Genomic DNA, 12,660 nt, shown 5'->3' with positions numbered 1-12,660 from the left:
GGAAGGTTGGGAAGTCCCGCCTTTGGCGGGACTTCCCAAGTTGGATAAATTTCCACAACAATTAAAGTAAGCAGAAGGCAGGAAAGATCAAGCCTCGATTTTCGAACCTTGAAAAATAAAACCAAAAACATCCTGAGTTTAAATTTTGACCAAATCTCTCACTGGCTTATAAACAGGGGGGAAAAGGAATTCAGGGCCAAACAGCTCTGGCCCTGGCTTTGGGCCAAAAGGGTAAAAGACTTCTCCCTGATGACCAATTTATCAAAGCCACTGCGAAAAATTCTTGCTCAGAACTTTTGCATTAAATGGCCAGAAGTCAGGGATATTAAAGAAAGTAAAGACGGAACAGTCAAATTTCTACTGGCCCTTGAGGACGAAAAGCTAATCGAAACTGTCCTTATCCCGGAAAAGGATCACTACACGCAGTGCCTGTCCTCACAAGTAGGTTGTTCCCTGGCCTGTACCTTTTGCAGCACTGGCCAGATGGGCTTTAAACGCAATATGTACAGCCATGAAATTGCTGCCCAAATCCTGGTGGCCCAAGACTATCTCCAGAAAAAAAACTCCCCCAAGCACTTGACCAATCTGGTCTTTATGGGCATGGGAGAACCCCTTCTCAACTGGAAAGAAGTTAGAGAGGCCCTGCAAATCATAAATCACCCATTGGGTCTCAACTTCTCCAGACGCAAAATAACCTTGTCCACTGTCGGGATTAAGGGAGTTTTGCAAGACTTTGGACAATCAAAACTGGCGCTTTTGGCAGTTTCTCTCCACGCCCCGACACAGGAACTAAGGGAAAAAATTATGCCCAAAGCAGCCAGATGGGATCTGAACGAGTTGGTGTCCGTGCTGGCCGAGTATCCCCTAGCCAGGCGAGAGAGGATCACTATTGAATATGTCTTGCTGGGCGGAGTAAATGACACGCCAGAGCATGCAAGGCAACTGGTTCGCTTGCTTTCAAGAGTTAAATGCAAAATCAATCTCATAGCTTACAATCCCGGCCCGGATTCAAAGTACAGGGCTCCTGAAAAAAAGGATATTTTAAAGTTTGAGCAAATTCTCTGGTCCAAGGGCATGACAGCTATCTTACGCAAAAGCAAAGGACAAGATATAAGCGCTGCGTGTGGACAATTGATTGTAATGTCAAAGTTAAATAGTTGAGTGGGCAAGTAGAAAACTAGTTTCAATTAAATCCAATACCAGTCAACTAATAAATCACTCCACCACTCAACCAAAATAAATGGAGGAAAAACATTGAAACCAGACTTTGCTAAAGGAAACGGCCTAGTCCCGGCTATCGTTCAGGAAGCCGCCACAGGTGAAGTTTTAATGCTGGCTTATATTAATGAAGAAGCCTGGAATAAAACACTTGAAACAGGTGAGGCACATTATTATAGCCGTAGTCGGAAAACCCTCTGGCATAAAGGTGGAACTTCCGGTCATGTGCAAAAAATAAAAGAAATTCGCCTTGACTGTGATCTGGATACGGTGCTTTTTATTGTGGACCAGGTGGGAGGTGCTGCCTGTCATGAGGGGTATAAAAGCTGCTTTTATCGCAAACTGGAAAACGGTAAAGAAAAAATTTGCTCGCCCAAAGTCTTTGACCCCAAGGAGGTATATAAGTAAATGAACGCTAACGATAAAATTTTAAAACTAGGCATCCCCAAAGGTTCACTTCAGGAAGCAACCATGCGCCTCTTTGCTCGGGCAGGATGGAAGATCAAGCCCCATCACAGAAATTACTTCCCGGAAGTCAATGACCCGGAACTGCAATGCTCCTTATGCCGGGCCCAGGAGATGTCCAGATATGTTGAATCCGGCACCCTTGATGCCGGTCTTACCGGTAAAGACTGGATTTTAGAAAATGAGTCCGACGTAGTAGTGGTTTCCGATCTGGTTTATTCCAAAGTAAGTAACCGTCCAGCCCGCTGGGTACTGGCCGTGGCTGGTGATTCACCATACAAACGACCAGAAGACCTGGCCGGGAAAAAAATTGCTACGGAATTAAAGAATTTCACTGTCAAATATTTTAAAAACGCTAATATTCCAGTGGAAGTGGAATTTTCCTGGGGAGCTACAGAAGCCAAGGTTGTGGAAGGTCTGGTCGATGCCATAGTTGAAGTCACAGAAACAGGAACAACCATCAAGGCCCACGGCCTACGCATCATCGCAGAACTTTTACAGACCAATACTCAGCTAATTGCCAACAAAAAGGCTTGGGAAGACCCTTGGAAACGGCACAAAATAGAAACTATCAACACCTTGCTCCAAGGTGCCTTGCGTGCGGATAAATTGGTTGGTCTGAAAATGAATGTGCCTAAAGAAAAGATGGAGCAGGTCATGGATGTGCTGCCCAGCATGACCGCGCCTACCGTGGCCAACCTGTACCACAAAGAATGGCTTTCCGTAGAGATAGTCGTCGAGGAAAACAAGGTCCGTGAGCTGATCCCCGAACTCATGTCTCGTGGGGCCGAGGCTATTATTGAATACTCATTAAATAAAGTTATTTAATCTGCTTAATTGGTTTTATAGTGACAAAAACAAACGCATCACAAATTACATACTACCATTTACGTCCAAAGCTTCTATTGCTTGCGGTGCTATTTCTCGTGGCATGCGCTCCAAAGATAGGCCCTGAAGAAATAGTTACCCCTGAACAAGTCCAGGCTCGTCTGGAACTGGCTGAAAGATATCTGGTAGAGGGCGAGCCCAGGCTGGCCCTGCAACAGCTTTTACTCATTGAGCCTAAAGCGAAGGACAATCCTCGCCTCTATTTCGACCTGGGCCTGACCTATATGGCCATGGGGGAAGACCCAAAAGCTGAACAAGCTTTTCTAAAAGCTATACAACTGGATCAAAATTATGCAGAGGCGTGGAACAACCTGGGCCAAATTTACTTGGTCCAGGGGAGATATTCTCAAGCTGAACAAGCCTTTAAAAAGGCTTTATCTATTCTTACTTATCTCACTCCTGAATTTGCCGCTTATAATCTGGCTCAACTATACTTAAAACAGGGCCAGCCAGACCTGGCCCTCAAATACGCAAAATTAAGTATTGATAAAAACTGGCGCTATATCCCTGGCTATATCCTCACTGCAAAACTGTATCTACAAAAAGGGCAGCTAATACAAGCCGTTAATTTGTTACAGCAGGGAGTGGAAGCCAACCCAGAAAATCCTCAAATTATCTTAAACCTGGCAGAATACCTAGTCCGGGCTGGTGAAAATGAACAGGCCAAAAAGTGGTTCAGACAAATCCTCGAGCTTGACCCCTCTTGCAAAGAGGCCCAAGTGGCCCGAGATTATCTGGGCTTCCTCCCCTGAACCTTACGCCCCGCGAATTTTAGGCCTTAACCCCTGGATATATGATTTTGCCGCTTATAATCTCTGGTCCAGGCCTGTAGGACTCCTGGCTTGTCTGGACATGCTCAGGAAGGCAGGTGCCAGAGTGGCTCTTTTAGACTGTCTGGATAAAACCTGGGCCGACATAAACTGGCCCCGGCCAAAAAGCTATGGTCAGGGCCATTATCCCAAAGTCAATTTACCCAGACCTTCTCTCTTGGTCCATGTTCCGCGCAACTACAGCCGCTACGGGCTGCCCTTGCAGGCTGTAGCCCAGGCCCTGGCCAGGCTTTCTCCTCCCCCGGATCTCGTTCTGGTCACCTCCATCATGACTTACTGGTACCCAGGGGTGGTCACAGCTATCAGAATGATACGCAAGACCTGGCCCCATGTTCCCATTGTTCTGGGAGGAATCTATGCCTCGCTTTGTTTTGAACATGCCCAGTGCTTGGATGTTGATCTGGTCATTAAAGGGCCATTAGAAAACCAAAACAACTGGCAGTCCCTTTGGCACCTTCTAGATATTAGCCCGCCTCCACTCCCAAAACATGCAGGCTTAAGCCTGGCCATGGACCTCTATCCTGAGACAAATTTTGCGCCAATCTTAGGGTCCCGCGGTTGTCCTTTTCACTGTGCTTATTGTGCCAGCAATAAGCTCTTCTCAGGATTTAGACAAAAAGAGGCTGACCTGGTTTTTGAAGAAACATACGCCCAATTTCAACGCGGAACTCGTGATTTTGCCTTTTATGATGATGCATTGTTGGTTAACCCTGATAAGTGGCTCTGGCCTTTTCTTGAACTCATCCACAAAAAAGGGCTTCGTTTAAGGCTCCACACTCCCAATGCAATGCACATTCGCTATTTAAGCCAGGATGTCTGTCACAAATTAAAAAAAGCCGGCCTGACTACTATTCGTTTAGGCTTGGAAAGTGCTGACTTTCAAAACAGATTGGACGCGAAACTGACTGAAGAGGAGTGGCAGAGGGGAATAAAAAATATATTACGGGCAGGGTTTAACAGTAAAGATATTGCTGCTTATATCCTCTTTGGCCTCCCAGGACAAAAAGATGAGGAAATCGAACTGGCCATTAAAAAGGTCAAAGAATGGGGCATAAGGCCTGAGCTGGCCTATTACACTCCTATACCTGGCAGCAAACTTTTTTCTAAGGCACAGGAACATTCTCCCTATCCTTTAGATGAGCCTTTGTTTCAGAACAATTCTATCTGGCCCTGTGTACCCGGAGGATTTTCCTGGGAAAAGCAAAAAAAATGGAAAGAAATAATAAAGGATTAAGGAGAAAGGGGTAAGCCAGTATCAAGGGATAAAGGGCAGGACTAAATACACCCTTTATCCCTTGATTATACATTCTTTCTAATCTTCCAAAGTTGAAGTATCGCCAACCTCTTCGCCTAATTCCTGGGCTCTCAGGATGCGGCGCATAATCTTCCCGCTCCTGGTCTTGGGCAGTTTATCCCTGAACTCAATGCTCTTGACTACTGCAACCGGCCCAAGCTCATTGCGGACATGCATTTTAAGTTCTTTTATCAGTTCGTCCGGATCTTCAACTTCGACATCTTCACTTAAAATCACAAAGGCCTTGGCAACTTCGCCTTTAATCTTATCTGGCACACCAATGACTGCTGCCTCTGCAACTGCCCGGTGGGAGACAAAGGCACTTTCAAGCTCAGCAGAACCAACTCGGTGTCCGGCAATATTCAGGACATCGTCAGAACGTCCCTGAATCCAGAAATAGCCGTCTTCGTCCTTGCGAGCTACGTCTCCGGCCAAATACATGCCCGGGAACTTTTCCCAATAGGTCTTTTTATACCTCTCGGGATTTTTGTACAATGTGCGCAGCATAGACGGCCAAGGTTTCTTGATAACCAGAAGCCCTCCCTTACCCGGCGGTACAGGATTTCCTTCTTCATCCACCACATCGGCTTCAATGCCAGGTAAAGGCTTGGTAGCGGAACCAGGCTTGAGCAACGTAATGGGCAAGGGACTGATCATAAACGAACCAGTCTCGGTCTGCCACCAAGTATCCATAATAGGACATTCCGAACGGCCCACGTTTGTATAAAACCAGACCCAGGCTTCGGGGTTTATGGGCTCACCAACTGACCCCAGAAGCCTTAGTGTAGATAGATCATGTTTTTTGGGATATTGTGAGCCAAAACGCATAAGCATCCTGATCAAAGTCGGAGCAGTATAAAAAATAGTAACACCATAACGCTCTACTATGTCCCAGAGTCTATCTGCCTGCGGATAGAGAGGATGGCCTTCATACATTATAGTCGTTGTCCCAACCATAAGAGGCCCATAGACAACATAGCTATGCCCGGTAATCCAACCAACGTCAGCCGTGCACCAGAAAATATCCGTGGGCTTAATATCAAAAACCCAGTTCAAGCTTCTATGCACACCCACCATATAACCACCATGAGTATGCACTATTCCTTTTGGCTTACCTGTCGTACCTGAACTGTAGAGCAGGAAAAGCATGTCTTCGGAGTCCATTACTTCGGTAGGACAAACAGGACTCTCCTGGCGGACGAGGTCTTCATACCAAATGTCTCTGGTATCCACCATTTCCATTTCCACACTGGCCCTGTGTACTACGACTACTGTCTCCACACAGTCACATCCATCCACAAGGGCCTGGTCAACTACCTTTTTCAAGTTAACCACTCGTCCGTTGCGATAAAATCCGTCAGCTGTAATGACTAACTTTGCCTCAGCGTCAATGATGCGATCTCTCAAGGCTTTAGCTGAAAATCCGGCAAAAACCATGCTGTGCACGGCCCCGATCTTGGCAACGGCCAGCATGGCAATCATGGTCTCCGGCAGAGGAGGCAAGTATAAAACTACCCGGTCACCTTTAGAAATACCTAAAGTTTTAAGGGCGTTGGCGAACCTGTTTACAGCCCGATACAACTCATAATAGGTTAACTTTTTGGTATCGCCCGGTTCTCCCTCCCAGATCAAAGCCAGCTTGTTTTTGTTGGCTGTCTCTATATGTCGGTCAAGGGCATTATAGACAATATTACACTTTGCATCCACAAACCATTTGTAAAAAGGAGCATTAGAATCATCCAATACCTGATTCCACTTTTTAAACCAGTCCAACTCTTTGGCTGCTTCCTCCCAATACTTCAGATAATCTTCAGACGCCAACTTCATGGCTTCAGCATATTCTTGCGGATTAACGTTGGCCTCAATGACCAACTGGGGTAGAGGCCTAAAAACTCTCTCCTCATGTAAAAGAGCGTCCAGCGCGCCTTTTGTTTCCATCTTTTCCTCCTTTAGCTCTGGCCACAAATAGAAAATCATGCCTCCTTATGGCCAAATCGTAACCTTAATTTACTTAACTATATATCAAAACAAGGAATTTTCTCAACTTAAATTTAACCTTAGGCAGGCTAAAAAAAGAAAGATAATCGACTAAAGGTTTAAAGATATAGTTGAACGGTTTTATAATTTCTTAAAGGCAACGAATTTGTTAACAAAGAGTTTTACAGCCCGAGTATCTGCTTTAATTCCCCGATTCTCCGTCGGCTGATAGGCAATTCTATCCTTTTTTTACCTGCAGTTCTAAGCATGAAATTGCTTCCGGGTAAAGAAGCTATCTCTGTAACCATATCCAGGTTGACCAGGTATTTCCGATGCACCCGAAAAAACCGATACTGCCTCAGTCTTTCCTCCAGGTTCTTGAGACGATAGGACGTTAAATATTTATCATTGGCCGTGTGCACGTAGCTATAATCCTCAAAGGCCTCCACAAAAACTATTTGATTATAGGGTATGAGCAAAAGTTTACCATCCTGATTAATTGGCAATTTCTCAATTTCCACCTGCTTGTACTGTTTATAATCCCAAGCCTGGCGCAAGGCTTTAATAATTAAATCTTCCTCCTCCTCTCCCAGGGCAATATGGACGGTCTCATCATCTTCTGATTTTTTGAGTTTGCTTCTCTCAATAATACGCAATTGCGGAGAAACTCTAAGCAATCGTTCAATTGTTTTTTGTAGCCTGGCCTTCGGGAAAGGCCACAGCAAATAATCTGTCGCACCAACCTCAAAGGCCTTGAAGGCCATGTGCTCATCTGAAGCAATAAAGACCAAGGCTGGTCTTTGTTTGCGTTGATTGAGAATCTGGGCCAACTCTATCCCGTCAACCCCGTTGGGAAGATCTATACCCAGAAAAAAAACATCATAGGCGATGTTTTCTAAAAGCTCCAAAGCCTCAAAAGAAGTCATGGCCTCGCCAAGGATTTTTATCTGCTCCTCCTTGGCTAAATACTCGCGTAAAGTAGCGGAGACTTCACGGTCAGGATGGATAATCAGAGCCTTCAAAAAAGACATATCTACCTCAAGGGCTTGTTCATTTTTTAAATTTTTAGCAAATTTTATACCCAGATGGCAAGTGTTAGTTTTCTTATCTTCAATTGACCTGTCGCTCATAAATTAAGACAGATCAAATTTGTTGATGCAACTGCAAAAATTAAAAATTTACAATTTTGGCAAAAAATTATCCTATAACCCTTTTAAATAATTCAACATTCATAATTCAAAATTCAACATTGCCTGCAAAAAGGGACTTTTTGCAGGCGCATCTTTATTATGTCTGCAATCATATAACAAAAATATGTCAAACAACACAACGTTTTTAATTAAGTTTTATGTTGCTTTAACCTAAAAAACTGCTTAATATAAAAATAGTTATTATGGCTTTACAGGTGAACATTTCACTATTATATATTGTTATCTAAACACCTTTAAGTCATAGTTGACATAAATACTGCAAAAGCAGTTTTAAAAATCAGGAGGTATCAATGACACGTTTATTACGCATTAACATTCAAAAAAAAGAGTTCGCTTTTGAAGAACTAAGTGGCGATTACGCAGGTCTTGGTGGAAGAGCATTAACTTCCAGGATAGTGCGCAAAGAGGTTCCTCCCACCTGTCATCCCTTAGGCAAAGACAATAAGCTGGTCATTGCAACTGGGCTTTTAACCGGAACAATCGCTGCTAATACGGGAAGGATTTCAGTTGGGGGCAAATCTCCTTTAACCGGTGGCATCAAAGAATCCAATTCCGGCGGAGTATTTTCTCAAAAACTGGCTAAACTAGGTATTATGGGTATAGTTGTGGAGGATAAGCCAGAGCCAGACAGCCCTCTGATGACCATTTTCATAAATAAAGATGAAGTGCAGTTAATTGAAACTCCCGAACTGGCCGGCCTCGGCACTTATGAAACTTCAGCCAAGCTCTTCGAAAGGTTCGGCCAAAAGGCCGGAATCATGGTCATCGGCCCTGCCGGTGAAAATCTGCGTTTGGGGGCCTCTATCCAGTTCACAGATCCCAAAGGCAGACCTGCTCGGGCTGCAGGACGTGGTGGTCTCGGTGCGTTAATGGGTTCAAAAAAGATCAAAGCCATTGTCGTTGATGACTCCGGAGCAAAAGCAGCACAACCTGCGGACCCAGAAACATTTAAGACAGCAGCCAAGAGATGGGTGGAAATTCTGCGTAGCCACCCTGTCACAGGCCAGGGTCTCCCATCCTATGGCACGGCAATTCTTGTAAATATCATTAATGAAGCCGGCGCTTTTCCGACCAAAAACTTCCGTGATGGTCGTTTTGAATCTGCTGCTGATATCAGTGGCGAAAAAATGGTCGAGATCATTGAAAAAAGAGGAGGCGTAGTCAAAGAAGGCTGTCACGCAGGCTGTATTATTCAGTGCTCCCAGGCCTACTGCGACGAAAAGGGAGAATATCTCACCTCTGGCTTTGAATATGAGACTGTCTGGGCCTTTGGCGCCAACACAACCATCAAGGATTTAGACAAGATTGCCCAACTGGATCGCCTCTGTGATGATCTTGGTCTGGACACCATTGAAATGGGCAACACTATAGCCGTAGCCATGGAAGGAGGGGTTATTCCCTGGGGCGATGGCCAGGCAGCCATTGACCTGATGAAACGTATTTATGATCCTAATGACTACCTGGGCCGGATTATCGCCAATGGCTCAGCCTTTACCGGCGAGGCCCTGGGAGTAGATAGGGTTCCCGTAGTTAAACGCCAGGCCCTGCCAGCCTATGATCCGCGCGCGGTCAAGGGTGTTGGGGTCACCTACGCTACCAGTCCTATGGGCGCTGACCACACTGCTGGTTATGGAGTATGTCAAAATATCCTTAAAGTTGGTGGAGACGTCAATCCTTTAGGTAAAGAGGGCAACGTTGAAATATCCAAAAATCTTCAAATTGCCACAGCAGCTATAGATGCTACCGGTATGTGCCTGTTTGTAGCCTTTGCTGTTCTGGATACTGAAGATGCCCTGGATGTAATTGCCAAGATGATCAGCGCCAAGTATGGTATCGACTTTACTACAGATGATATTGTCAAAGCAGGCATTGAAGTCCTCAAGGATGAGTATTCCTTCAACAAGGATGCTGGTTTCACAAAAGTCCACGATCAACTCCCGGACTTCTTCGCCAAAGAAAAACTGCCTCCTCACAACACTGTCTGGGATTTTACCGTGGAGGAACTGCAGAAAGCCAGAGCCGACGTTTAACTGATCCTTGTTAATCCATCGTTTTTGCGCTATGGGCAGGCTATACATAGTCTGCCCTTTTTTTATACTCATTGCTCTCAACCCAAATCAGCCTTTACGAGGAGAATTATGATCGAAGTTAAATGTTTTGCTACTTTAGCAGAATATGCTCCACCAGGTGGTCAAATCGATTTGCCCGCAGGACAGGATGTGGCCCAGTTAATCAAAAAGCTTGGCATCCCGGAAGACGAAGTAAAAATTGTCTTTGTTAATGGCAAAAAGGCCACCCTGGATACAAAACTTAAGGATAATGATCGTGTAGGTATTTTCCCGGCCGTTGGTGGGGGATAATATGAATGATACTGCATTTAAACAAAAACTCATTCAGGCGAGTACAAAGAACACTTCTCTATCAATAAACAGAATCTCCTCGCAAGAGCTTGCCCAGTTGGCGGATGAGTTTAATCTGGACCTCCACTCTGCCCACAATCTGGCCTTACAATACAATATTGTCCCCGATCGATACTTAAGAAACTTTAAAGCATTGTCCACCAAAGACCAACAGGCCCTGGCCAAAAGCAAAGTACTTATTGTCGGTGCTGGTGGACTGGGCGGATACATTTCAGAAAGCCTGGCACGGACAGGAGTGGGCCAGATTATCATAGCTGACGGCGATGTATTTGAAGAAAGCAATTTAAACCGCCAGGTTCTTTCCACCCAGGAGACCCTGGGGACTCCAAAAGTTCATGCGGCCAAACGCCGTATTCAGTCCATTAACCCATTTGTTAAATGCCAGGTCATTCCCAAATTTCTGGATGAATCTTCCTTGCCTCCACTTTTAAGCAAGGTTGATCTGGTCATTGATGCTCTGGGTGGAATTGGCTTCAGACAAGTTCTACTCGAACACACCGTAAACTCAGGCCTTACACTGATATCCGGAGCAGTTGCCGGCTGGACAGGATTTGCCGCCACAATAACACCTGGACACAAGGGGCCTGTTGACTTCTGGCTCGGCCAGGAAAGTCAATCCGCTGAGATTGAACTGGGTTGTCTGGCTCCTATCGTTAGCCTCATAGCCTCTATTCAATGCGCTGAAGCCATAAATATTCTGACCCAAAGAAAAGCTAATTTAGTGGGCAAAATTTTCTTTATCGACCTGAAGACAATGACTTCGGAAATTTTCGATCTCAATGACCGCACCTCAGCCAGCGCAAGCCCCTGCCTTTAGGCATGGGGAGACTCAGCAGCAATGAAGCGGCCCTTGCCCGGAGACAAAACAATGCACCACAACACGCCCCAATATCGCCTTGCTCTGGTCAAAGCGGATGACTTTATCCAGGACATGGTCCACCTCGCCCAAAAATATGACTTGCCCACCTTGTTTCCGGAGGTAAAAATCCTGGGTATAGCCGACACACGACTAGAGCCTGATCTGGCCCAAGTTATCACCTCGGCCGGGATTCGAATCTTTGATCACTATCAGGATATGTTGGTCCAAATCCCAGATATCAACACCATTATTTTTCTGAGAAACGGTCCGGAATTTGCTCACGACTTACGCCGGAACCTTTCGCCGTCCATATCTATTATTGATTCACAAACAGCCTCTTACTTATGGCAAACCCTCGTCCAAGAAAAATTATGCTTGAGTTGTCAGACTAATCTCTCCCACACTCAAAACATGCTCCAGACCATTATTAACGAGGTGCATGAAGACATTCTCATCCTTGATAGGAATAAAATTATCCTTGACGCAAATAAAAACGTCAGCCAGCGCCTTGGATTGTCTAAAACAGATATCCTGGGCAGGCCATGCTGGTCTACCTGGGACAATTCAAGTCAGTCTTGCAAAGAAGCCAATCTACATTGCCCTTTTGAGACTGTTCTAAGAACCGGCCGTAAGGCGGAGGCTCTCCACTCCAGAACTGATAGCCAGGGGCACTTACAATATTTTCGCATATACATTTATCCGGTCAAAGATAATGAGGGGCGCATCACGCACCTGCTGGAAATGCGCCGGGACATAACTAAACGTACTTTTCTTGAAAAAAAACTACAGCAGTCAGAGAAAATGGCTGCCATCGGTGAACTATCTACTTACATTGCTCACGAAATCAGAAACCCTCTCTTTGCTATTGGCGGATTTGCCAATAGCTTACTCAAAATGCCAGAACTGAGTAAAAAGGCTCAAAAAAAAGCCGGGATCATTCTTGACGAATCCAAACGGCTGGACAAAATTTTAAAAAGTATCCTTAATTTTGCCCGTCCGACAAAAACAGATATCTCAGAAGTTGAAGTTCATCAGTTGATCAAAGAAACCATGGATCTCTTGGGAATAGGCTGTAAAAAACAAAATATCCAGGTTGATCTGGAGCTTAAGTCTGGTTTGCCCATGGCCAAGGCTGATCCGGGGTTGATTAAACAAGGCCTGATAAATATTATCAAGAATGCCATTGAATGCATGCCTGATGGCGGACAACTCCGGATCAAGACCTTCATGGAGGAAAAAATGCTCTGTCTCCAGATTAAAGATACAGGGCCAGGCATCCCTCCCGAACTCCTGAGCAAAATCTTTAATCCCTTTTTTAGCACCAAAAATAAAGGCTCTGGTCTGGGGCTTGCAATGACCAAAAAAATAATTGAGGATATAGGAGGCAAGTTGGAGATCAAAAGTAAGGTGGGACAAGGGACAACTGTTTCCATCTATCTCCCCCCGGTCCTGGCTTTAAAAGATAAACACACTAAAAATATCTCTATAAGATGAAGAG

Annotated in this window: 11 protein-coding genes; 9 read left to right on the top strand and 2 right to left on the bottom strand. The window is 45.1% G+C overall.

The features are described from left to right. Positions 1-108 precede the first annotated feature (108 nt). From rlmN to KFV02_RS01240, 5 genes are all read left to right on the top strand, one after another. On the top strand, positions 109-1,161 hold the full coding sequence (gene rlmN, locus KFV02_RS01260) for a dual-specificity RNA methyltransferase RlmN (RefSeq protein WP_252379720.1): 1,053 nt from the start codon (positions 109-111) through the stop codon (positions 1,159-1,161). 93 nt (positions 1,162-1,254) lie between these two features. Then, entirely contained in the window at positions 1,255-1,626 is a 372-nt protein-coding gene (gene hisI, locus KFV02_RS01255) for a phosphoribosyl-AMP cyclohydrolase (protein ID WP_252379719.1), read from the top strand. Then, on the top strand, positions 1,627-2,511 hold the full coding sequence (gene hisG / locus KFV02_RS01250; RefSeq protein ID WP_252379718.1) for an ATP phosphoribosyltransferase: 885 nt from the start codon (positions 1,627-1,629) through the stop codon (positions 2,509-2,511). 20 nt (positions 2,512-2,531) lie between these two features. After that, a complete protein-coding gene (locus KFV02_RS01245; protein ID WP_252379717.1) occupies positions 2,532-3,323 on the top strand; it encodes a tetratricopeptide repeat protein in 792 nt (263 codons plus the stop codon). Continuing rightward, on the top strand, positions 3,226-4,635 hold the full coding sequence (locus tag KFV02_RS01240; RefSeq protein ID WP_252379716.1) for a B12-binding domain-containing radical SAM protein: 1,410 nt from the start codon (positions 3,226-3,228) through the stop codon (positions 4,633-4,635). The genes KFV02_RS01245 and KFV02_RS01240 overlap by 98 nt, the downstream gene beginning before the upstream one ends. 78 nt (positions 4,636-4,713) lie before the next feature. On the opposite strand, the gene acs is transcribed toward KFV02_RS01240, so the two are convergent. Then, positions 4,714-6,633 carry an acetate--CoA ligase gene (gene acs / locus KFV02_RS01235; RefSeq protein WP_252379715.1) on the bottom strand — a complete coding sequence of 640 codons (1,920 nt, stop codon included), beginning with the start codon at positions 6,631-6,633 and terminating at the stop codon, positions 4,714-4,716. 221 nt (positions 6,634-6,854) lie between these two features. Further along, positions 6,855-7,703, bottom strand: a complete 849-nt coding sequence (locus KFV02_RS01230) for a LytR/AlgR family response regulator transcription factor (RefSeq protein WP_252379805.1) — start codon at positions 7,701-7,703, stop codon at positions 6,855-6,857. A gap of 470 nt (positions 7,704-8,173) precedes the next feature. Between KFV02_RS01230 and KFV02_RS01225 the strand changes: the two genes are divergently transcribed. The 4 genes from KFV02_RS01225 to KFV02_RS01210 all read left to right on the top strand — a co-directional run bounded on the left by KFV02_RS01225 (position 8,174) and on the right by KFV02_RS01210 (position 12,656). Continuing rightward, positions 8,174-9,913, top strand: a complete 1,740-nt coding sequence (locus KFV02_RS01225; RefSeq protein WP_252379714.1) for an aldehyde ferredoxin oxidoreductase family protein — start codon at positions 8,174-8,176, stop codon at positions 9,911-9,913. A gap of 108 nt (positions 9,914-10,021) precedes the next feature. Then, complete coding sequence (locus tag KFV02_RS01220) at positions 10,022-10,243, top strand: MoaD/ThiS family protein (protein WP_289509976.1); 222 nt, start codon at positions 10,022-10,024, stop codon at positions 10,241-10,243. A gap of 1 nt (position 10,244) precedes the next feature. Then, complete coding sequence (locus tag KFV02_RS01215) at positions 10,245-11,120, top strand: HesA/MoeB/ThiF family protein (RefSeq protein WP_252379713.1); 876 nt, start codon at positions 10,245-10,247, stop codon at positions 11,118-11,120. Between the two features lie 21 nt (positions 11,121-11,141). Continuing rightward, a complete protein-coding gene (locus KFV02_RS01210) occupies positions 11,142-12,656 on the top strand; it encodes a two-component system sensor histidine kinase NtrB (protein ID WP_252379712.1) in 1,515 nt (504 codons plus the stop codon). Positions 12,657-12,660: the final 4 nt, after the last annotated feature.

The organism is Desulfovulcanus ferrireducens, from assembly GCF_018704065.1.
In the GTDB taxonomy this organism is placed as follows: domain Bacteria; phylum Desulfobacterota; class Desulfovibrionia; order Desulfovibrionales; family Desulfonatronovibrionaceae; genus Desulfovulcanus; species Desulfovulcanus ferrireducens.
Note: the sequence above shows the minus strand (reverse complement) of the source record. Positions and strands in the feature narration are given on the sequence as shown.

Bases quoted from the DNA above. Each gene is read 5' to 3' on its own strand.
- hisG (WP_252379718.1), top strand. From the start codon at position 1,627: ATGAACGCTAACGATAAAATTTTAAAACTAGGCATCCCCAAAGGTTCA.
- KFV02_RS01240 (WP_252379716.1), top strand. From the start codon at position 3,226: ATGAACAGGCCAAAAAGTGGTTCAGACAAATCCTCGAGCTTGACCCCT.
- acs (WP_252379715.1), bottom strand. From the start codon at position 6,633: ATGGAAACAAAAGGCGCGCTGGACGCTCTTTTACATGAGGAGAGAGTT.
- KFV02_RS01230 (WP_252379805.1), bottom strand. From the start codon at position 7,703: ATGTCTTTTTTGAAGGCTCTGATTATCCATCCTGACCGTGAAGTCTCC.
- KFV02_RS01225 (WP_252379714.1), top strand. From the start codon at position 8,174: ATGACACGTTTATTACGCATTAACATTCAAAAAAAAGAGTTCGCTTTT.
- KFV02_RS01220 (WP_289509976.1), top strand. From the start codon at position 10,022: ATGATCGAAGTTAAATGTTTTGCTACTTTAGCAGAATATGCTCCACCA.
- KFV02_RS01215 (WP_252379713.1), top strand. From the start codon at position 10,245: ATGAATGATACTGCATTTAAACAAAAACTCATTCAGGCGAGTACAAAG.
- KFV02_RS01210 (WP_252379712.1), top strand. From the start codon at position 11,142: ATGAAGCGGCCCTTGCCCGGAGACAAAACAATGCACCACAACACGCCC.